This window comes from Leisingera sp. SA215 (assembly GCF_055902035.1).
The window spans coordinates 80,442-101,916 of record NZ_JBVVXU010000011.1 but is presented as its reverse complement, the minus strand read 5'-3'; the positions used below and the strand labels follow the sequence as shown (position 1 = coordinate 101,916).

Here is a 21,475-nt window from a genome sequence, read left to right as displayed (position 1 = left end):
AAGGCCCCGCCAGGCTCCGGGCGGAACCAGGAATGCGAAAACTGAAGTTTGGATTTTTGTCATCATTCCTAGGAACTACCTCCGCGGGCAGGCACGGGCAAACGAAAATTTCGATTGCCCGAACTGACCTTTGCCGGCGTTCCAAATCAGAATAGATCGACCACGCCTGCACTTCCGCCAGCCGCAGCAGGGGCCGGAATGGGTCGCGCCGCCGCGCGCTGCTCCAATTCGCCGAGCTTGCGGTCGTCTTGCACATGGGTTTGCTGAGCTGCGCCGGAGCACGCATGGAACCGCACCCGGCGGGCCGAGGTGCCGCCAACGCTGGAGGAGATGCAGGGAATGCCTTCATCCCGCAGGAACTGCTGTACAAAATCGGCATTGGCTGCCCCGATGTCCGACAGGTTTGCGGACATTTTGGCGCCGCCGAACACCTTGACTTTCAGGTTGGACCGGATTGCCCCTTTTTTCAGAACACCATTGATCAGAAGTTCCATCGCATGGATTCCATACCGGGCATTGGCCGCGCCGCCCTGGCGGGCATTGGCCAGCAGAAAATGATTCATTCCGCCCACACCATTTTCCGGATCATAAATGCAGGCTGCAATACATGAACCGAGCACCGTTGAAAAAACGGTCTTCGGATCAGTGGTCACCCGGTATTCCCCTTGCAGAACTGTTACAGACTTTGAATTGGCGAAGACAGTGGTCAAAGTTTTTGGTCCTTCCTGTGGTACGTTCAGGCCTTGCTGGCCTGTAACAGTGTGCTTGCCATCCGTGGCAGTGGTACCTGCTGCTGTGCGGCGCCGATATCCCAGGCCACCCTGGGCATCCCATAGACAACCGAGGACTTTTCGTCCTGGGCAAAGGTCTTCGCGCCGGCCTTGCGCAGCTCCAGAAGCCCCTGGGCGCCGTCGTGGCCCATACCGGTCAGGATCGTGGCTACAACGTCCTTTCCATAAGGCACGGCAGAGGTGAACAGAGCGTCTACAGACGGAGTATGGCCGGAAATATCAGGTCCGTCCTTCATCCGCAGGCGCAGCGGCCTGCGGCTGCTCAGCCCCATATGGCGGCGCTGGCCTGCAGCAACATAGACATGGCCCGGCTCCAAGGCTGTTCCGTCTTCGGCGGCACGCACCCGCGCCGGGCACAGCCGGTCAAGAAGCGACACCAGACCGGATCCGAAGTTCCTGCCGGTATGCTGGACAATCAGCGTCGGCGGGCAGTCAAAGGGAAAGCCGACCAGAATGCTGCGCAACGCTTCGACACCACCGGTAGAAGACCCGATCAGGATCAGCTTCTTGCTGGCAGTGGCCGCGGCAGAAGGCCGGGCGCCGGCAGTGCCCGGGGCCGCACGGGCGCGGCGCCGCGGCGCATTGATCATCATGTCGAAATACTGGGCAAACTGGCTGGGATGATCCGCTTTCGTCAGCTCGAAAATGCCCGCCCCGACATCCAGCAGCGGCGAGGACTTTCTGGCCGGCGTCGCGGACTGAGTGTCCATGACGGCCACCCAACGGGTGTCCATTGCAGAAAACAGCGCCATCATCATTTCAAATTCAGGCAGTTTGGAAAACCCGTCTTCCACAAAGGCAAAAACCGGCTGCGCGGCCTCTGCTTGATTGTAGGCCATCATCAGATTGTTGGCCAACAGAACCTTCATGCCAGGGTAGGCGGATTCCATGTAGCTTTGCAAATTGCGGGCAAAGCTGCGGTCAGTGGTAATGATCAATATATTTCGAGAAGGCAATGGGATCCCCAGTCAATTTGCAATGCCCTCGGAATGGCAGGCACAGGTTGACATGTGTGAGGGCGCCGCAGCCGAAGCTGCGGCGCCCTCGGTGAGTGTTTAGAAGTCCTGCCAGAGATCGCGCGCAGCATTGCCGCTGGCGGCCGCCGCGGCGGGCACCGGGCAGGCCTCGATCTCCCAGTTTGCCTCACCGTGTGCCGAGGGCGCAGGTTTGGCCGCCGGAGCGGGCGCCGCCGAGAATGCGGGACGGGCTGCAGCCGGGGCTGCGCCGCCGTCAGCCACCCGGAATTGGGCAACCAGTTCAGTCAGCTTGCCAGCATCAGTGTTCAGCATATGCCCGGCCGCGGTTGCTTCTTCCACCATCGCCGCATTCTGCTGCGTCACCTGATCCAGCTGGGTGACGCCGGTATTGATCTCATGCAAGCCTGTCGACTGTTCAGCCGCGCCTTCGGCAATGCCGGATACCAGTTGCGAAATATGGGTGACCTGCTCAACGATGCTTTGCAGCGCCTCGCCGGCCTTGCCGACCAGATCAACGCCGCGCTCGACTTGTTTGGTGCTGTCGCCGATCAGCGTCTTGATTTCCATCGCTGCATCCGAAGACCGTTGCGCCAGGGCGCGCACTTCCGAGGCAACCACGGCAAATCCCTTGCCTGCTTCACCCGCCCGCGCAGCCTCGACGCCGGCGTTCAGCGCCAGGAGGTTGGTCTGAAAAGCGATGTCGTCAATCACCGAGATGATTTGCGAGATATGGTTCGAGGACTGCTCGATCTCGGTCATCGCGGACACGGCGCTCTGCACAACTTCCCGGTTGTTCTCCGCTTCCGTCCGGGCCTTGGCCATTGTGGCCTCGACGCTGCGGGCGCCTTCGGCAGCGGATTTCACAGACGCAGTCAGTTCATCCAATGCCGCAGCTGTCTCTTCCAGCGTAGCCGCCTGGCTTTCGGTGCGGTGAGACAGGTCGTCCGACGCCTGGCTGATCTCAGCGGCTCCATTGCGGATGCTCCCGGAGGCTTCAATCACCTGCCGGACCGTGGAGCTGAGGTTGCGGACCGTGCTGTTGTAGTTTTCCCGCAGCTGCTCGTATTCCTCCGGAAACGCGTCTTGGATCGCCTGGGAGAAATCGCCTTCGGCCAACTGCACCAGCCCGGCGCTCAGGCTTTCGACAACATCTTGCTGCTGCCGCTGCATTTCCGCGCGTTCCTCTTCTGCGGCACGGGCCAGTTTCAGGTCGTCCTGCATCGAGACAAGAGTCTTGCCGATCTTGCCGATTTCATCACCCCGGTTCGCCTCTTCGATATGGGTATCGAGTTCACCGGACGACACGGCCTCCATATTGCTGCAGATCCGGTCGATCGGCCGCGTGATAGAGCGGGCGAAAAGCCAGCCGCAGAAGGACATGACCGCCGCGCAGAACAACGAGGCAAGCAGCAGCATGTTGCGCTTCTCCACCGCTGGGGCCATCAGTTCGGCCCAGTCCTGTTCGGCAATGATTGCCCAATTTGCGAATTCCAGCGGCAGCGGTTCGGAATAGGCAAGCACGGTATGGCCGGTCAGCCCGGGCACATCTTTCCGGACGTGCGAGTCTCCGTCAAAGGCCGCTGTGATCTGGGGCGCAGATGGCAGTTGCGACAGCACTTGATAGCCATCTTCGAACCGCGAAGTGGTCCGGGCTTTCATGTCTGAGCCGACAATATAGATCTGGGTGGTTTGCCCCATACCCTGGTCATTGTTGACAATGGCCCCCATCAGATCCACCGGAATCTGCACTGCCAGCACGCCGACCGTCAGATTGGCGTCGTTCACAACAGGCGCGGCAGCAAAGGCCGCTGCGGCACCGGCAGAGGGCGCATAGGGGTCCATATCAGCAAAGAACACCTCGCCGCGGCTGCCTTCCAGGGCAGAGCGGTACGCCTTTGCCAGGCCGGAGCCCTTATACGGGCCGGTCATCATGTTGGTTCCGAAATCACTCTCCTTGAACACCGAATAAACGATGTCGCCGGCCAGGTTGATCAGGAAGGCATCATAGTAGCCCTTGCTTTCGATCAGGGTCTTATACGCCGGATGAAAGCTTTCGTGATGCATGTGATAAGGCGAGTCACCCTTTCCACGCGTCAGCAGATGCTTCTGCCCGAGCGGATTCGGGTTATCGTCTATGTAGGCCTGACGCAGGATCTGTCCCGGATTTCCGTCCAGATCGTTCCAGGTCATCGTCAGCCATTCGATCGCGGTTGCAGTCGACGGTACTGCCGCCAGTGTCTGCACATCCGCATGAATTCCGTCCAACAGTGTCTGTACCGCATACTTCCGGTCCGCCACCATGGAGCGGAACTGGTCTTCGGCATTTTTCTCTGCACTGTTCTGGAAGCTGATCGTGCTGATCGTGACGAGAATCGCCGTTACGAGCACACAGAATCCAACAATAAACAGTGGCAGCTTATGTGCCAGCTTGAGCGATTTTAGCGCTTTCATTCCGTCCTCCTGAGAGCATTGCGGTTTAGGCTCCCGCAAAGCATGATGTTTCTCAGGATGCGCAGCATACGTTAATTTGCGGCTTACGGAGGGGGGTGATCCGCCCCGCATGATTGCAAAAAATGCTGAATTCTGCAGCGCTGCGGCGCTACTCGGTAAAGGCTGAGTAAACATACTCCCTCAGGTTGCAAAAGGATTGCATCCGCTCCCTCACCACAGCCGCCAGGTGTTTCCACGGTCCGTCCGCCACAGATAAAAATTGAGAAGATTTCCGCGGCTGAATGGCTGCCAATCTCCTTAAGAATCCCCCCTCTACGCGAGCGCACCGGCAATCAAATGTTAAGGCCCGCCGCATATCCATTCCATCATCAAACTCGAACTGATCGCCGACAACGGGGGTGCGAATCGCCGACAATGACTACGGAAACGCAAAAACATGTTTTGGATCTGCCCAATGCCTTCGCGGAACTGGATCCGCTGATCGCCTTTCTTCAAGGGGCACGTTCCAATGCAGTCGAAATTGATTGCCGCGGCGTTGCCTTGATGCCCTCCCGCTGCCTGCAGCTTCTGCTCGGGGCAGAGCAGCAATGGCGGTCCGAGGGGGTAGGCTTCTCCGTCACCCACATAACCGAATCCTGCCGCAAGTCCCTGACGCTTCTGGGGCTGGAGCCCAACCGATTTGAAGACGAGGAAACAGCATGAAGACCAAAGTTCTGGCAATCGACGATTCCCGCACAATCCGGAATCTTCTGGCCGCGACCCTGGAAGAGGCCGGTTTTGAATACCACTGCGCGGTCGATGGCCGCGAAGGCGTGGACATGTATCCCAACGTCGATCCGGACGTCGTGATTACCGACATCAACATGCCCAACCTCGACGGTTTCGGCGTGATCGAGGAACTGCGCGGCACCGGGATCAATTCCAAGGTGCCGATCCTGGTTCTGACCACCGAAAGCGCACCTGAGCTGAAATCCCGCGCCCGCGGCGCCGGCGCCACCGGCTGGATCACCAAACCGTTTGACGATGCGTCTCTGATCTTCGCTCTCAAGCGTGTGACAGGAGCTGCGGCCTAAGATGTCGGGTTCGATTCAGGATACCTTCTTTGAGGAGTGCGAAGAGCTCCTTGAAGCAACGGATGAGGGGCTGACCGCCATCGAAGGAGGCGATCACGACCCTGAGATAGTCAACGCAATCTTCCGTGCCGTGCACTCGATCAAAGGGGGCGCCGGGGCCTTTGGCCTGGACGATCTGGTGGCCTTTGCCCACAGGTTCGAAACCGTGTTTGACGAAGTGCGCGCCGGCCGGATGGAACTGGATGGAAAGCTGATCCAGCTGCTGCTGCGCTCCAGCGACCACCTGTCAGCGCTGGTCGAAGCCGCCCGCGACGGCGGCCAGATAGACGAGGCGCATCACGACACGCTGCTGGCGGCACTGGATGAGTACATCCCCGAAGAAGAGGAAGACCTCACCTTCGAGCCGATGGGGCTTGGCGCTCCCGTGCCGGTGGCCGATCTTGGCATCATGCCGGAAACACCGGCAGAACCGCAGCAGGAAACCTACCGGATCAGGTTCCGGCCGCTGAAGGAAATGTACGGCACCGGCAATGAGCCGTTCTTCCTGTTCCAGGCGCTTAGGGACATGGGCGATCTGACCGTGAAGCTTGACGAAACCGAGCTGCCCGGCTTTGACGCGATGGATATGAGCGAAAGCTACCTGGCTTGGGACATCACTTTGGTGACCAGGGACTCCCGGTCGATTGTCGAAGCAGTCTTCGAATTTGTCGAAGGTCTTTGCGAACTGTCGATCGAAGGCGATGGCGACGCAGAAGCTGAAGCCAAGGCACTGGCAGCACTGGACGCTATGTTCAGCGCACCGGTTGCAGCCGACGCAGCCGAGGGGGAGGCATCCGCAGTCCCTTTTGAACCGCCGGTCCCCGCACCTGAACCCGAAGCCAAACCGGCAGCTGCCGAAGAAAAGGCATCGGCCCCGAAAACCGAGAGCGGCATGCAGGAGCAGCGCGGCGGTCCCAAGCCCACGCTCCGCGTCGAACTCGAGCGGGTGGACCGGCTGATCAACGCTGTCGGGGAGCTTATCATCAATCACTCGATGCTGGCGCAGCAAATCGCCAACCTCGACGTCTCTGATACACGGGACGTTGAAACAGAGCTTGAAGGTTTCAAAAACCTCGCGCGTGACATCCAGGAAGGTGTCATGGCCATCCGCGCTCAGCCGGTGAAACCGCTGTTCCAGCGCATGGCCCGGATCGTCCGCGAAGCTTCGGCTGCAACCGGTAAAACCTGTAAACTCGTGAATGAGGGCGAAAACACCGAAGTCGACAAGACGGTAATCGAACGGCTGTCCGACCCGCTGACCCATATTCTGCGCAATGCGGTGGACCACGGGGTCGAAAAGCCCGAGGACCGGGAAGCCGCCGGGAAATCCAAGATAGGTGAAATCCGGCTGTCGGCCTCCCATCGGTCCGGCAGTGTTTGCATTGAAATCAAGGATGACGGCGCCGGTGTGAACCGCCCGCGGGTCAAGCAGATCGCGATCGAAAAGGGCCTGATCCCGGAAAATGCCGAGCTGACTGACGGCGAGATCGACAATCTGCTGTTCATGCCCGGCTTCTCCACCGCCAAGGAGGTCTCCAACCTCTCCGGCCGCGGTGTCGGAATGGATGTGGTGAAGAATGCGGTGACCGGCCTGGGCGGCCGCATCAACATCTCCTCCACCCCCGGCAAGGGGTCGACCTTCACCATCATCCTGCCGCTGACATTGGCGGTGATGGACGGCATGGTGGTATCGGTTGCCGACCAGACCATGGTGGTGCCGATCACCTCGATCGTCGAAACCATGCGCGGCAGCGATGACATGATCAACAGCCTCGGCGCCGACGGCACTCTGCTGTCGATCCGCGGCAATTTCGTGCCCATCTGCGACGTTGCCGGCAGCCTGGGGCTGAACCGCAAAAGCGACCGGCAGGCCGGCGTCTACCTGCTGGTGGAAACCGAAACCGGCCAGCGCTGCGCCCTGGCGGTGGATGACATCCACGACCAGCGCCAGGTGGTGATCAAGAGCCTGGACGGCGTCTGCGGAGAGATCGCCGGCGTCGCCGCTGCAACCATCCTTGGCGACGGCAAGATCGCCATGATCCTGGACCCTGAAAGCATCATTGCGGCCTCGCCCACGGCAGCCGCCTTTGACACCGAGCGGAGAATGAGCAATGCAAGCTGAAGTGAAGCAAACCGATCAGGAACTGAGACACGCTGAACACAGCGAGTTTGTCAGCTTCTCCGTGGCCGGGCAGGCCTTCTGCCTGAAGATCACCCAGATCCGCGAGATCAGGCGCTGGTCACCGGTAACGATCCTGCCGCATGCCCCGGCCGATGTGCTGGGGGTGATGAACCTGCGCGGTGCGGTGATCCCGATCTACGATCTGTCCGCCCGTTTCGGCCTGCAGCAGACCGAAGCCAGCGAGCGTAATGTGGTCATCGTCGTGTCGGTGCATGGCAAGCCGGTCGGCCTGCTGGCCGAGTCGGTCTCCGAAATCATCTCGATCAATCCGGACGACATCCAGGATACCCCGCCGGTCGATAGCCGCAACACGATGGAGTACATCCAGGGGATTATCTCGCACGATGATACCATGGTGCGCATCATCAATCTGGATGCGGTGATCTCGGCTCCGGAGCAGGTGATGCCGTGAGGGCAGAAGGTTCCATCTCTCCCGGCACAGAAAACTTTTCGCTGACGGACCAGGAATTCGAAGCCATCGCGCAGTTCGCGCACAAACACTTCGGCCTGGCAATGGCCAGCAGCAAAAAGCCCTTGGTGTCTTCGCGTCTGGCCCGCAAGCTGCGCCAGCGCAACATCACCAGGTTCAAGGATTACCTGGCCAGCCTGGACGGTCCGCATGCCGACCAGGAACGCAGCGGGCTGCTGTCGCTGCTGACCACCAACGTGACTCATTTCTTCCGCGAGCCGCACCATTTCGAGACGCTGCGCAACGACGTATTGCCGCCGCTGATCGAACAGGCGCGCCGCGGCGGCCGGGTGCGGTTGTGGTCGGCGGGCTGCTCGAACGGGCAGGAGCCCTATTCGATTGCCATGACGGTATTGGACATCTGTCCGGAAGCTGCGCAGCTGGATTTCAAGATCCTGGGCACCGATATTGATCCGGTTGTGGTCCAGCATGCCCAAGCGGCGAAGTACCCTGAGGACGAACTGGCCCAGATTGATGCTAAATACAGCAAGCTGGTACCCAAATGCGGTCCCGACGGACGCTTTCCCGAAAGTCTGCGCAAGCTGATCACTTTCGGGGTGCTGAACTTGATTGAACCCTTCCCGTTCCGCGGCAGGTTCGATGCGATTTTCTGCCGGAATGTTGCGATTTATTTCGACACCCCAACCCAGCAGAAAGTTTGGAGCGCCTTCCAAAATGCCCTGAACCCGGGCGGTTACCTCTTCATCGGCCACTCCGAGCGCATGTCCGGCCCGGCGGCGCAGCAGCTGAAGACGGCCGGGATCACCACTTACGTCAACTTACCCGCAGGCAGGAAAACCTGACCGCGGCTGCAAGCAGAGCAGAAGGAAAGAAAAATGAGCTTGAAAGACTCTCTCCGCGTTATGGTCGTTGACGACATGTCGACAAGCCGGGGGATCATCACACAAAGCCTGGATGAGATCGGCATCAAAAACTACATGGTCGAGAACGCCGGCCAGTCCGCCTTTCAGAAACTGACCCAGACCCCGGTGCATCTGGTGCTGTCGGACTACAACATGCCGGGCATGGACGGGTTGGGGCTGCTGCAGGCAGTACGCGGCCATCAGATGACCCAGCGGGTTGGATTCATTCTGGTAACCGGTAAACCGACTCCAGAGATGATCCAGGTGGGCAAACAGCTGGGGCTGAACAATATTATCCGCAAGCCGTTCACGGTGGCCACAATGAAGCAGGCCATCGAACAGGTCGTCGGGCGGCTATAACCATGGATCGTCCCGACAAAGCCCTAGGCGAATTATGCGCCGCGTCGGCCTGGGAGATGGAGCAGTTGCGCAGCCAGATGCAAGCGTTGGAAAACGTGGTTCTGGACGTGCTGGAACGGGGCACTGCCCCAACCAGCCAGGAGCTGCGCTCTTTGCAGGATTTTGATCTGGTGATCCAGACTCTGTCCGGGCTCTCCGGTTTCTACAAGCGCGTGCAGGCGCAGGTTGATGAATCCGGGCCTGCCGATCTGCCGGCCGCCGCGGCCGGCGTCACGCTGGAGAAACTGCGCGAGCGGCTGCGCGCTGCAGGCAACCTGACGAACGCCTGAAATTTGACAGCCCCGCCCGGGCCGGGCGGGGCTGTCATATCGCTTTCGCCAGCGGCGAATTTTCTTTTTCTTTGCTGCCGCAGCGGACTACATTGGGCCATAGCTGAAACTGCCAGCCCGGGTATCCGCATGTCGTTTTTCATCAAACCTCTGATCTTCACAGCCTGTCTGCTTGTTGCAGCGAATGCGCAGGCCGCAAGCGATCGCATTGCTCTGGTTATCGGCGTGGCGGAATACCAGCACCTGCCGCCGCTGGAGAACACCCGCAATGATGCAGTGGCGATGGCGGACACGCTGGAAGGGATCGGCTTTGACGTCAGCCTCGCTCTGGACCCCGGCACCTCCGCTATGGTGCAGCTGCTGGAGGATTTCACTTTCCGTTCCGAAGTGGCGGATTTGGCGCTGGTCTATTTCGCCGGCCACGGGATCGAGGTGCAGGGCGAGAATTTTCTGATCCCGGCAGATGCCGAGGTGGCCAGCAACCGCGATGTGCAGCGACAGTCCTTGTCCCTGAAGCAACTGCTGGCGGCAGTGGACCGGGCCCGCAAGATGCGGATCGTGATCCTTGACAGCTGCCGCGACAACCCGTTGGGTGATTCAATTGCGCTGGCGCAAAGCAGCGGCCAGGACACCGCCGCCACCGCCACGACCCGCGGCGGCGGCGGCATGGCAGCAGCCGATCCGGACCGCGGCACCCTGGTGGCCTTTGCCGCCAAGGACGGCCAGGTGGCATTGGACGGCAGCGGCAGCAACTCGCCCTATGCCGCTGCACTGATAGAAAAGATGGTGCAGCCAGGGCTGGAGATCAGCCTGATGTTCCGCCAGGTGCGCGACCGGGTGATGGAAAACACCGCCAATCTGCAGGAACCTCATACCTATGGCTCGCTGACAGGCGTGCCCTTCTATCTCGCCGGCCCGGGGGAGAATGATGCTCCGGTCACGGTCGCGGATGCCTCCGAAGCCTGGGCGGCGCTGAAGCCCGACCAGGAAGAGCAGCTGCTGGCGCTGGCCGATCTCGGCGATACCCGCTCGATGCTGGGCCTGGCCTATATCAGGCTCAACCCGAATGAGGGCCGGTTTGATCCTGCTGCGGCGGTCGGCTTCCTGCAGCGGGCGTCCGAGGCCGGCTCGCCCGAGGCGCAGTTCGAACTGGCCAAGCTCTATGAGCGCGGCACAGGTGTCGCCGCGGACCCTTCCAGGGCCCTGGAACTGTACCAGGCGGCCGCTGCCCAGGAATTTGCTGATGCAATCAACGATCTCGGTTTCCTGCACTATCAGGGCGGATTGGGACTGCCTGCCAACCCGAAAAAAGCCCTGACCTTCTTTGAGCGCGCCGCGGATCTGCGCCATCCCCAGGCCCAGTTCAATTTTGCGGCCCTCATAGATGACGGCCTGATCCCGTCGAAAGGCCCGGAAGATTCAGCCCATTATCTCTATGCGGCGTTGCGCAGCGGCAGTTCGGATGTGCTCAATCTGCTGAGCGAGCGGCCCAATATGTTCACAGCGCAGACCCGGCGCTCCCTTCAGCAGAAACTGAAGGAGAACAATTTCTACACCGGCGCCATTGATGGGGACTTCGGACCGGGAACCCAACGGGGAATCCGGCAGGCTTACGGGCTGGAAAGCTGACAGGCAGAACCGCGGAACACAATCACAGCTGACCATCGGCGATCCATGCATCCAACTGGCGCCGGCTGATCTCGAAATGCATGCTGTCCTCACGCCGGAACCCGGCGCCCCAGACCCAGCCCTGATCATAGAAAAAATCCGCCATGATGGTCAGTCCCAGCTGGGTCTTGCCGTCGGTGAAATTATCCAGCTTGCCGTCAATATTCAGATCAACGGCAAGGCCATAGCTGTGGGTGGACAATGAATTTGCGGTGCCGCGGATCCGCCGCACACACAGAGCACCGGCTGTGTTGATGCGGGCATAAAGATCCGGATCCGCCTGGCGGATGTTCTCGAACACGACCTTCAGGCTTTCGATCGCCGGGCGCAGCATGCTGACCCGGATCGGCCCGACCCGTTCGGTGACCAGCTTTTCCTTGAGGTTCGCATTGGTCATCGGCTGGCAGGTGTCGTTCAATTCCTCCCGCGGGCGGCCCAGTTTCTCCGTCAGATACCTGCCGCCGGTGACCCGCAGGCCCCGGTTCACGTTCAGCCGGTCGGCGATCAGCACCACCTGGGCGTAATCCAGATCGGCGCCGCCGGTCTGGTTCCAGATCGCGGCTTCCCCGGCTGCGTCATCGGTAAAAGGGGTGCCGCCTCCTGCCCCTCCAGCGGGCAGGCTGGCAACCTCGCTCTGCAAATCCGTCATCCGGGATTGCAGATCCTCGACCTGCTGGCGCAGCATCTCGATCTCGATCCGCGCGGTCGAATCCACGCCGCCCGCCCCTTGGAAGTCTTCTTCGCTCAGCAGCCAGCTGAGCCCGAACCAAACTGCCGGAGCCAGCACAAGGCCAATGGCGATTATTACAGCTGGCAGAACCCGCATTTTCCCTCCCGGATCATCTGCGCCCATTTCAATCCCTCGCCGCCCGGCAGTAAACCCCCTGATTACAACTTGCCGGAAACACCGTGTTTTTTTCCCGCTCTGCACTCTGCCTGCCATTGGCAGGCCGCAGGTGCTGGTATAGACTGCCAGCCATGTTGAAATGGCAGGGGAGGGCGCCGGGCATGATCCGCCTTAAAGGAATTTTTGCAAGTGTTCTTGGTGCGGGCCTGATAGTCGCTACACTGGCTCAGGCGCAGTCGAATGGCGGCGAATTGTCGGTCGAGGAGATCACCGAAGCTTTCAAAAAGCAGAAGACCCGCGGCCTGGTGATCGTGCCAAGCAGCGCAGCTGCGGCCGAAGATCCTGCGCAGGAAACCGCAACTGTTGCCGCCGCAGCCGAGGAATACAATCCTGTCGACCGGCAGACCCAGATCAATGTCCAGATCTCCTTTGATTTCGACAGCGCCGCGCTACGCGCCGATCAGGCGCCGAAACTGGCCAATATGTGCGCGTCGATGAAGGCGCTCGATGGCACCGTGTTCCAGATCATCGGCCATACCGACAGCTCTGGATCCGCCGCCTATAATGAACGGCTGTCACTGTTGCGGGCGCAGGAAGTGCGCCGCCACCTGATCAGCTCCTGCGGTGTGAGCGAGGATATGCTCAAAGCCATCGGCATGGGTGAAACCGCACCCTTCAATGAAAACAATACGCGCGCTGATGAAAACCGCCGTGTTGAATTCCAGGCTCTGGGCTGAACTCCGCCCCGACCCGCGCCAGACCAGAGGCCAGGGAGACTTCCATGCTTGAATCGCGCCCTGGCGACTTGTTCCAGCCGGGTGACCTGCTGAACAATACCTACAGGATCGAATGCCTGCTGGGCCGCGGCGGCACCTCTCATGTCTATAAGGCGCGCTCGGAAATTTCCGGCAACCTGGTGGCGCTGAAAGTGCTGAAACAGGAACTTGCCGCCAACGAGGACTTCACCGTCCTGATGGCGCGTGAGGAAAATATCCGCGAAATCCGCCATGCTGCGGTGGTGCGCTATTCGGAAAATCACCGCACACCGGACGGCCATATCTATCTGCTGATGGACTATGTCGAAGGCCCCGGCCTCGACAAGCGTCTGAAACAGGGGCCGATGGCGGCTGAGGACCTGCTGGTGATTTGCCGCCGGGTGGCCCAGGGCCTGCAGGCGGCGCATGTCCGCAATATCGTCCACCGCGATCTGAGCCCGGACAACATCATTCTGCGCGGCGGCGATCCGGCCGAGGCCGTGATTATCGATTTCGGCATCGCCAAGGATACCAATCCGGGCGCCCAGACCATTGTCGGAAATGAGTTTGCCGGCAAATACTCCTATGCCGCACCGGAACAGATGAGCGGTGACACCGACGCCCGCTCAGACATCTATTCGCTGGGTGCGCTGTTGTTGGCCAACTTCCGCGGCGCGGCACCCAAGCTCGGCGCCAACCCCATGGAAGTGGTTGAAAACAAGCAAAAACCACTCGACACGGATGGCCTGCCTGAACCATTCAAGACCCTGATTGAGCGTATGTGCGCACCGGATCCGAACGCGCGGTTCCAGACTGCAGGTGAAGTTCTGGCCTTTCTGGACAATCCCGATGGCGGCAACCTGGGGGATGTGCTGGATGGCCCGGCTGAGGACGCCACCATCATCGTGCCGCAGACAAGCCAGCCCGCCCCGCCGCCGCCCGCCGCCAAACCGGTTCACCGGAAGGTTGACGAAAAAAAAGACGGCCGCGGCGGCCTTTGGGCGGTCCTGGCGGTTCTGCTGCTGCTCGGCGGCGGCGGGGCCGGCGCCTATTTCAGCGGCATGCTCGACAGTCTTCTCCAGCCGTCCTACCCCGTGGCCCGCCCTTATTCATTCATTGCAGAAAAGCCCGTCGACGGGCCGCTCCAGATCGTTGGCAACGTGCCGTCAGAGGCGGCACGGGAGGCCCTTCTGGCGCTGTCCCAGGATGCTGATCTGACGCTGGCCTCCGGCGCCATATCTGACACTTGGGGCACCGATGTGCTCGACACGGTCACGCCGCTTGAGGGTTTGCGCGAATGGCGCCTGGTGGTCAGCAACAACAAGGCGCGGCTCACCGGCACCACCGACGACGCGAATGTCGCCGAGACGCTGAACGAGAGGTTCCGCAACGGCCTGCCCGGCGCGCTGGAAGGCAAGGCCGAGATCCGGTTTGAGCTGCCGATGCTGCCGGTGGCCGAGGTCCAGGCGGTGATGGAAGCCTTTGCTGATTGCGGACCGCTGCTGCGGGACGGCAATGGCCATTACGACGGCTATGCGCCCAGCGATCCGGTGCTGGTCAGCGGCCGTGTCACCAGCACTGCCACCCGGCTTGAACTGTTCGATGCGCTTCGGGCACTGGCGCATGATCGCCAGGTGGTGCTGGATGTGGAGGTGCTGAACGACGCGCTTTGCGTTGTCGAACAGCATCTGCCCAAAGCCCCATCCGGCGGCGCAAAAGTGGAATTCGCCGTTGGCGGAAGCAGCATCGAGCCCAACCCATCCGGTCGTTTCTTTGTTGGCGAAAACCCGGTCATAGACATCGTGCTGCCCGATCATGTGACCAAGGGTTACCTGACCGTGTCGATCCTGGATGTTTCGGGAAATGTGTTCCACCTGCTGCCCAATATCTCGCGCGAAGATAATTCCGTTGCCAGCCTGCGGGACGATGCCGCTGGCGAAGTTCCCGTCCGGGTCGCCTATAGTCTGGAAGAATCTGCCACCAGCGGCGGCATTGCTTTCAAGGTTGATGACAGCACCCTAGGCAAAAGCAAAGTATTGGTCCTGCATTCCTCGGAACCTCTGTTTGACGGCATGCGCCCGACCTCCGAAAGCGCGGTTGGTTTTGCCGAAGCATTGCAGGCCAGCTACGAGGCCGATTCCAGCCGTATCCGCTCGCTGGACAGCCGCATTCTGGTCACCGCCAAACCCTGATCAGGGACCCGGAGTTTCACGAAAGTTCCAAGCCGGAAAACTTGCGGTTTCCGCCCCGTTTCCTTTGCGGGGAAACGGCGGCGTCACAGGACATCAATCACCACAGCGGTAATATTGTCCGCACCGCCCCCGTTCAGCGCGATCTGGATCAACTGATCGCCGACGGTTTCCAGTGGTGTGCCGGTCAGCGCATCCTCCAGGATTTGAAAGGTGGCATATTTTGTCAGCCCGTCCGAGCAGATCAGAAAGCGGTCGCCAGGTTCCGTGTTGCCGCGGATCTTATCGATTTCCAACTCCTGCCCAACACCCACAGCACGGGTGATCGCGTTGGATTGCGGATGCTGTTCCGCCTCGTCCCATGTCATTTTGCCGGCCAGCACAAATTCAGCCACAGCCGAGTGATCCTCGGTCAGCATTTCGATATGGCCGCCCCGCAACCGGTAGATCCGGCTGTCGCCGGCCCATAGACCGGCAAAATGCTGGTTCGCCATCACCAGCGCCGCAACAGTCGATCCTATTGTGCCGCCGCCACGGGCTTCGGCCTCCGCGCGGATCACCTTATGTGCGTTCTGTATTGCCTCCCGAAGCGCATGCATCCGCGCCGCAGGATCCAGGCCCAGCGGGATCGTGGCCGCCGCATCAGCGATCAGCCGGCTGGCATAGTCCCCTGCGTCGTGCCCCCCCATTCCGTCTGCTACAAGCCAGATATCATGCTCCGGCAGCGCCAGAACCGCATCCTCGTTGACCTTGCGTTTAAGCCCCACATGGGTCTGCGCGGTATAGCGGTATTTGCGCAATTGGTTCATCACAGCCCCTCCGCATCCGCCCAAACCGGCGCTGCTGGATCAAAAAGACCCAATGCGGTGCCGTCCTGCGGAAGACCTGTGCAGGCCAGTGTCCGCGGCACGCCATCCAGCATCGCCGTCCACAGGCTGCATCCAGTCAGCCTTTCGTCCAGCGCGGCATCCTCCAAGGCGCCAGACAGCACTTCCGACCCCTGGGCACCGGCCAAAACAAGGTCCCGGCGTTTGCCCGGCAATGGCGCCGCAGTCCGCATCCCCGGCACTGGAATACATGCAAGTGCTTCCGCCAGGCTGTCCTTGGTCATCGTATCCTCCAATGCATCCAGCGCCACATCCTCCAGCCGTTCGAACAGCGCCCCCTCGCCTAAATGGAGCACGGCAGCCGGACCATTCCCTGGCAGCGCCGCCATCAGCGTCAGCGGAAACCGCCGGCCAACCCGGTCGACCGAGGGCATCAGCACCCCGATTACCCTTTGCGCACCGGCCAGTCCGGCAGGCAGGGTAAACCGCCAGATCGGCGCGGTCATATAACAGGCATCAAAACCGGGACCATATGCCCCCCGCCCGTCCAGCATAACCTGCTGCAGCCAGGCATCCCAGACCCGCACAAACCCGCCCGGCGTGTTCAGCCGGAAAAAATCTCCGGCTGAAGGCATCTTACCGAATGCACCGAACCCTGCCATTACATCGACTTCGGGCAGCTGAATTTTGCCATAGCCGGCAGGGCAAAGGGGTTAATCACCGACCCGGACTGCAGCTCGAACAGCGCCAGACGCCCGCCAACACGGAAGTTCACCCGCCGCCGGTCAGAGACATTGGTGCGCCGCACCTCAGCCGCATCCAGCAGCCGGAACCAGGCCCAGGGGCCATCGCGTGACATGGCATTCTCGGCGTCGCGCTTCTTAGGCAAAAGGGTGATCCGCGCCAGCCCGACCGACCCCGGCCAAGTCACGGCCACAGGCGTCGGTGCGCCGGACCGGTGATTATAGGCCACTTTTGTGCCATCGATCTCCAGCACCACCTCCTTCGCTTTCGGGTCCAGCGCATTGACGGTGATCTGGAACTGCACCGCCGGCTGGGCACCGCCGGCAAAGAACGCTTCCTTGATCTCGGAGGCATATTGCATCTGCTGCAGCACCGCCGGGCTGATGCCCAGATCCACGTCATTCACCCGTTTCCAGGTCCAGGGACGGCTGCGGGTATCGACGTATTTCAACAGCTGATCATTGAAAAACCCGTCAATCATCCCGCCTGGGGCAAACAGCTTGGCAAAATCCGCCATTGCCACATCGGCGCGGGCCGAGCGGTTGAACGGGTAGCGGTTCGACAGCGCCTGTTCGCAGAACGGCAGCACCGCCGATTGCCAGCGCGCATTGATCGACGCCCGGGTGCCTTCCGAGGTGATCCCCGAGGAGCCCGCCGAGATTTGCGTCGCCCAGCGGGGCAGCGGCCCGCCCATCCGGCTGGCGGTCTGCTGGAACTGCAGCAGCGCCTGGCCGCTTTGCCCGCCCGTGGCGACGCCAGAGAAGGACATTTTGTTCAGCTCCTGATAGACCTGCTGCAACTGCCCCATCAGGTCATCCAGCTGCGAGGGCTGGCCTTCGGGCCGGTTCACCAGATTGAACAGCCATTCGAACCGCTCCTGCACATAGGCGCCCGGCGGTTTTGCAGCCTGACCAGGTGCATTCTCCGCCGAACTGACCAGCGCTTCCAGCAGGATCTGGCCCTGGATCGACAGGTTGGACCGTGCCTCGATCGCCGCCACATTCTGGGCGCCGACCGCGAGCGACCCCGCATCCAGCACCGATTTGTCCTCGTCCAGCCGGGTTTCCGAACCGACATCGGTCAGAATGTTGACGATGGGCGAGGTCGGCCCGGACAGCACGTTGGTCACTTCCACCGCATGGGACAGCGACTCCAGCGGGATGATGTCGATATCGCCCAGGATCTGGTCATAGCGGCTGATGTAATCGTTGTAATACAGGTCCAGAACGTCGCGGCTCAGCTTCAGCAGCACGGCCTTGTTCTGGGCCGTTTCGTTTTGCTCACCCAGCACCCAAGCTTCACGGTGCACCCGCTCGGCAACGCTGACAGCCTCCGGCAGGAACACATTGTGGAAACCGTCATAGGTAAAGATACCCTCGATCCCCTCGTTCAGCGGTTTGCCGGAACTGCGCACCAGCACCCGCGTGACAGACGGTCCGCCAACGTCGGTGATCCGCCACTTCGGCAGGCTGGTGGCTTTTGGAGAGTTCAGGATGCCGTTATAGACGCGCTGCGCCAGCGGCATTTCCGACAGGATGTTCTGCGCCTGGGCAATCAGCGGTCCGTTCAGGGCAATCTCCTCCATCGGCTGTGACAAAAGCGCGGTCAGATGGTCCATCAGATCCGCCCGCAACTGGTTGCGGGCGATGCCGGGATAGGCAATCCGCTCCCAGTCCAGCCGCATCCATTCCTTGACGAGATCCTGGTTCATCGGCCCCTGCAGGCCCAGCATCAGATAGATCTTCAGCGCCTCATACAGCGTGTCGGGATTGTTTATATTGCCTTCGATCTGCTGCTCCAGCCGCACCAGCAGCCGCGGCAGCAAACGCCGGTTCAGCGCCCCACGGTAGGTCTGTGCCGCCTGAGTGCCGATCACCTCGCCCTGATACAGGCCATAGGTCATCGCCCTGTCAGGCTCCGGATCCGACAGCACCGGATTGCCCGGCATGTCGCGCAGATTATTCAACGCAGCGGCCACCGGCACCAGATCAGTGTCGCCGACCGGGCTGGGCGGCAATTGCGCCGCGGCGGCCTGATAGGCGGCAACCTGGCCTTCGGCCTGGGTGATCAGATCGGTGTTCTTCAGATAAGAGCGCACCCAAAGCGCCCCCATTGCAACTGCCACCAGCACAGTCGCGGTGATCGCAATCCGGCGGGTCCAGCGGTAGCGCCGTTCCACCTTGTCATCCGCCGACACAAGTCCGGCCTCTGGAAACATCACACTTTCAAACAGCCGGGTCAGGAAGAATGACCGCCCGGTGCCATGCCCGGTGCCAATCGCCTGCCGCCCAATGCCGAAAGTCTGCGCCATGCCCAGCATCAGCCGGTCGATCGGCGTGCCTTCCTGGGTGCCCGAGGTAAAGTAAATCCCCCGCAGCATCTGGCGCTGTTCATAGCGGTTGTCCTGGAAAACCTCCGTCAGGAAGTCGCGCGCCACCCCGCGCATCGAGGCAACCTGCGCCGGAAAACCAGCGATCAGCGCCCGCCGCTGATGGTCGGTCTCGGTCTGCATCTTCTCCAGAAGCTGCGCATTGATCTGCCCCAGCAGCAAACCGAATTCCTCATCAAACCCGGCAATCGGCGGCTGTTCCTTCTTGCCTTTGGGCAACGGCAGCGTGAAGCCCCAGACCTGCTCGCGGTCTTCCTTGCCCAGCGAGTCATGGAACTCCTGGAAGCCGGCAATCAGGTCCGCTTTGGTGAACAGAACATAGACCGGAAAACGCACGCCCAGCTTTTCGCGCAGCTCCGCCAGGCGGCGGCGCACGGCGGCAGCATGGCTTTTCTGGGTAATCTCATCCTGCAGCGACAGATCCGACAATGAAATCGCAATGATCGCACCGTTGATCGGCTGCCGCTTGCGGTATTTCTTCATCAGCCCCAGAAAGCCCAGCCAGGCGGCATTGTCCGCCTCTGCGTCGCTTTCCTGGGTGGTGTAACGCCCCGCCGTGTCGATCAGCACCGCGTCATTGGTGAACCACCAGTCGCAGTTGCGGGTGCCGCCGACGCCGCCGATCGCGGCCTTGCCAAGTTTCTCGGCCAGCGGGAACTGCAGGCCGGAATTGACAATCGCCGTTGTCTTGCCTGCACCCGGCGGGCCAATCATGATGTACCACGGCAGATCGTTCAGGTGACGCCGCCCGCCCTTGGACTTGCGCAGCTCCTTCATCGCGATCTTGAACTTGCCGCGCAGCTCGCCGATTTCCTCGGACAGCACATCATCTTCCGATGTATCCACCGCCTCGGCGATCTCCTCGGTCATCTCCTTGTCCTTGCGGCGCCGCCGCCAGAAGATGATGCCAATGGTGATGAAATACAAAAGGAAGATCACCCCGATGGTGATCAGCCGCGACATCACGCTGTCAAACGGACGCCACTCCCCGCCGCCGATGAACGGCGCGAAAAACCATACACAGGCCGACAGCACCGCTGCCAGGACCAGCAGGATGGTGTAGATCGACCGGAACAGGGGAAAGATATAACGGCGGATCATCCTTCAACCTCCTGAACCAGCAGGATTTCGATCCTGCGGTTCTTGGCCCGCCCTGCGCGGGTGCTGTTGTCTGCAATCGGTTCCTTGTCGGCGCGTCCCTCGGCCGACAACCGGTCCGGATCGGTCATCACCTTGGCCATCCCTGCCATCACCGATTTCGCACGCGCCAGCGACAGCGCCATGTTGGATGGGAATCGGGACGAGCGGATGGGAATATTGTCGGAATGGCCCGCCACGATGATCTTGCCCTTTTCGTCATTCAGCGACTCTGCCACCCGGTTCACCGAGGTCCGGAATTTCTGGCTGAGCTGGTCCGAGCCGGAACCGAACATGCCGGAACCGGCCAGCCGGATAATCAGCGTGTTGCCCTTCTGGAAGACCTGCACGATGCCTTCCTTGATCTCCGGCTCCAGGAAGCCGGTGACCTTGGCGATTTGTTCTTCGGTCGTTGGCGCGGTTGGCGGCGGCGGCGGCGGCGGCGCGCGCCGTTCCAGCTCTGCCTTGGGGCCGGAATCGACAATCGTCAGCTGCCCGACCACATTCTCGGTCTTGTTCGACAGCATCCAGCTGAGACCCAGGAACTGCAACGCCAGCACCGCCGCGGTGGCTGCCAGGGTGATCCACACCAGCCGCCAGACAGACAGCGCCTTGAACGGTTTGACCAGGCCTTCCCAATGCGGTGACAGATCGCGCTCCACCGGGCCGCGCTGATTCCGGATGATCCGGGCCAATGCGCCGCGGATCTGCATATGTTTCTCGGAACCGCCCTGCTCCACCCGCAAACGGCCCTCAAACCCCAGCGACAGGCACATGTACAGGAATTCGAGCATATCGATATTGCCACCCGGCTCCTTCTCCAGCCGCGCCAGCAGGTCATAAAACCTGTCGCCGCCAACCACCTCGCGGTGGAAGGTCGCGACCATCGACTGCAGCCCCCAGGCGGATTGCCCGCCCCAGGGCGTGTTCAGGACCACGTCATCCAGGGTCGCGCACAGCGCATAACGCGCGATCTTCACGGTCTGCGCAGCAATGCCCGCCTGCAGCGCGCGGTTTTCAAACGCCCGCACCTCGGCCACCACATTCTTGCGCAAACCATCGGGGTCCATATGCTGAGCCCGGTTGCGGATGCGGGAAATCAGCGCAAACAGGGTCGAGGCACAGGCCGTGAGCTGGTTCATCCCCGTCAGCGCCATCTTCGGCGCCTTCGCCCCGCCTGCGGCAGCCTGCGGCCTCGGTGCAGCCGCCTGCGGCACGCCATAGGCATCCAGCTCCGACTCGGCAGTCTGTCCTGCCGCAGGCTGGACCTGCGGTGTCTCCGGCTGCTGCACCGGCGTTGCCGGCCGCCGCCCGCCAGGGTTCGGCTTGATCACCGTCTTATCGGTATCCCCCGGTTCGGCAAAGGGATCGTCATAATCAGCCAT

General features: G+C 61.2%; 18 protein-coding genes. 10 read left to right on the top strand and 8 right to left on the bottom strand.

The window, feature by feature from the left end; translation table 11 throughout:
• Positions 1-146 precede the first annotated feature (146 nt).
• From AC0KW6_RS13570 to AC0KW6_RS13560, 3 genes are all read right to left on the bottom strand, one after another.
• The gene (locus tag AC0KW6_RS13570; protein ID WP_323778944.1) at positions 147-710 is read right to left on the bottom strand and encodes a chemotaxis protein CheD; all 564 of its coding nucleotides are present in this window, start codon (positions 708-710) and stop codon (positions 147-149) included.
• A gap of 26 nt (positions 711-736) precedes the next feature.
• On the bottom strand, positions 737-1,681 hold the full coding sequence (locus tag AC0KW6_RS13565) for a CheB methylesterase domain-containing protein (RefSeq protein ID WP_323778943.1): 945 nt from the start codon (positions 1,679-1,681) through the stop codon (positions 737-739).
• Between the two features lie 165 nt (positions 1,682-1,846).
• Positions 1,847-4,219, bottom strand: a complete 2,373-nt coding sequence (locus tag AC0KW6_RS13560) for a methyl-accepting chemotaxis protein (protein ID WP_474035143.1) — start codon at positions 4,217-4,219, stop codon at positions 1,847-1,849.
• A 414-nt stretch (positions 4,220-4,633) separates the two neighbouring features.
• Here AC0KW6_RS13560 and AC0KW6_RS13555 point away from each other — a divergent pair, with 414 nt between their 5' ends.
• From AC0KW6_RS13555 to AC0KW6_RS13520, 8 genes are all read left to right on the top strand, one after another.
• Positions 4,634-4,921 carry an STAS domain-containing protein gene (locus AC0KW6_RS13555; protein WP_323778939.1) on the top strand — a complete coding sequence of 96 codons (288 nt, stop codon included), beginning with the start codon at positions 4,634-4,636 and terminating at the stop codon, positions 4,919-4,921.
• Positions 4,918-5,292, top strand: coding sequence for a response regulator (locus AC0KW6_RS13550; RefSeq protein ID WP_024092563.1), 375 nt, complete (start codon positions 4,918-4,920; stop codon positions 5,290-5,292). Before AC0KW6_RS13555 ends, AC0KW6_RS13550 begins: the two co-directional genes overlap by 4 nt.
• 1 nt (position 5,293) lies before the next feature.
• Positions 5,294-7,453, top strand: a complete 2,160-nt coding sequence (locus AC0KW6_RS13545) for a chemotaxis protein CheA (protein ID WP_474035142.1) — start codon at positions 5,294-5,296, stop codon at positions 7,451-7,453.
• Positions 7,443-7,925: a chemotaxis protein CheW gene (locus AC0KW6_RS13540; protein WP_323778934.1), complete on the top strand. Its 483-nt coding sequence runs from the start codon at positions 7,443-7,445 to the stop codon at positions 7,923-7,925. The genes AC0KW6_RS13545 and AC0KW6_RS13540 overlap by 11 nt, the downstream gene beginning before the upstream one ends.
• Entirely contained in the window at positions 7,922-8,785 is an 864-nt protein-coding gene (locus tag AC0KW6_RS13535) for a CheR family methyltransferase (RefSeq protein ID WP_323778932.1), read from the top strand. Before AC0KW6_RS13540 ends, AC0KW6_RS13535 begins: the two co-directional genes overlap by 4 nt.
• A 33-nt stretch (positions 8,786-8,818) precedes the next feature.
• Positions 8,819-9,205 carry a response regulator gene (locus AC0KW6_RS13530; protein WP_323778930.1) on the top strand — a complete coding sequence of 129 codons (387 nt, stop codon included), beginning with the start codon at positions 8,819-8,821 and terminating at the stop codon, positions 9,203-9,205.
• A gap of 2 nt (positions 9,206-9,207) precedes the next feature.
• Positions 9,208-9,534: a hypothetical protein gene (locus AC0KW6_RS13525; RefSeq protein WP_474035141.1), complete on the top strand. Its 327-nt coding sequence runs from the start codon at positions 9,208-9,210 to the stop codon at positions 9,532-9,534.
• Positions 9,535-9,663: 129 nt separating this feature from the next.
• Positions 9,664-11,163 (top strand): caspase family protein, encoded by a 1,500-nt coding sequence (locus AC0KW6_RS13520; RefSeq protein ID WP_474035140.1) that lies wholly within the window; start codon positions 9,664-9,666, stop codon positions 11,161-11,163.
• Positions 11,164-11,185: 22 nt separating this feature from the next.
• On the opposite strand, the gene AC0KW6_RS13515 is transcribed toward AC0KW6_RS13520, so the two are convergent.
• Positions 11,186-12,028: a M15 family metallopeptidase gene (locus tag AC0KW6_RS13515; protein ID WP_323778925.1), complete on the bottom strand. Its 843-nt coding sequence runs from the start codon at positions 12,026-12,028 to the stop codon at positions 11,186-11,188.
• A gap of 182 nt (positions 12,029-12,210) precedes the next feature.
• Here AC0KW6_RS13515 and AC0KW6_RS13510 point away from each other — a divergent pair, with 182 nt between their 5' ends.
• Positions 12,211-12,786, top strand: a complete 576-nt coding sequence (locus AC0KW6_RS13510; protein WP_323778923.1) for an OmpA family protein — start codon at positions 12,211-12,213, stop codon at positions 12,784-12,786.
• A gap of 44 nt (positions 12,787-12,830) precedes the next feature.
• On the top strand, positions 12,831-14,996 hold the full coding sequence (locus tag AC0KW6_RS13505; RefSeq protein WP_474035139.1) for a serine/threonine protein kinase: 2,166 nt from the start codon (positions 12,831-12,833) through the stop codon (positions 14,994-14,996).
• An 83-nt stretch (positions 14,997-15,079) separates the two neighbouring features.
• On the opposite strand, the gene AC0KW6_RS13500 is transcribed toward AC0KW6_RS13505, so the two are convergent.
• Genes AC0KW6_RS13500 through icmH form a run of 4 tightly spaced genes read right to left on the bottom strand, consistent with a single transcriptional unit; the run spans position 15,080 to position 21,475 of the window.
• Positions 15,080-15,802: a PP2C family protein-serine/threonine phosphatase gene (locus AC0KW6_RS13500; protein WP_323775941.1), complete on the bottom strand. Its 723-nt coding sequence runs from the start codon at positions 15,800-15,802 to the stop codon at positions 15,080-15,082.
• On the bottom strand, positions 15,802-16,482 hold the full coding sequence (gene tagF / locus AC0KW6_RS13495; protein ID WP_323775940.1) for a type VI secretion system-associated protein TagF: 681 nt from the start codon (positions 16,480-16,482) through the stop codon (positions 15,802-15,804). The genes AC0KW6_RS13500 and tagF overlap by 1 nt, the downstream gene beginning before the upstream one ends.
• Positions 16,482-20,054 (bottom strand): type VI secretion system membrane subunit TssM, encoded by a 3,573-nt coding sequence (gene tssM, locus AC0KW6_RS13490; RefSeq protein WP_474035138.1) that lies wholly within the window; start codon positions 20,052-20,054, stop codon positions 16,482-16,484. The genes tagF and tssM overlap by 1 nt, the downstream gene beginning before the upstream one ends.
• On the bottom strand, positions 20,051-21,475 hold the full coding sequence (icmH, locus tag AC0KW6_RS13485; protein WP_474035137.1) for a type IVB secretion system protein IcmH/DotU: 1,425 nt from the start codon (positions 21,473-21,475) through the stop codon (positions 20,051-20,053). The genes tssM and icmH overlap by 4 nt, the downstream gene beginning before the upstream one ends.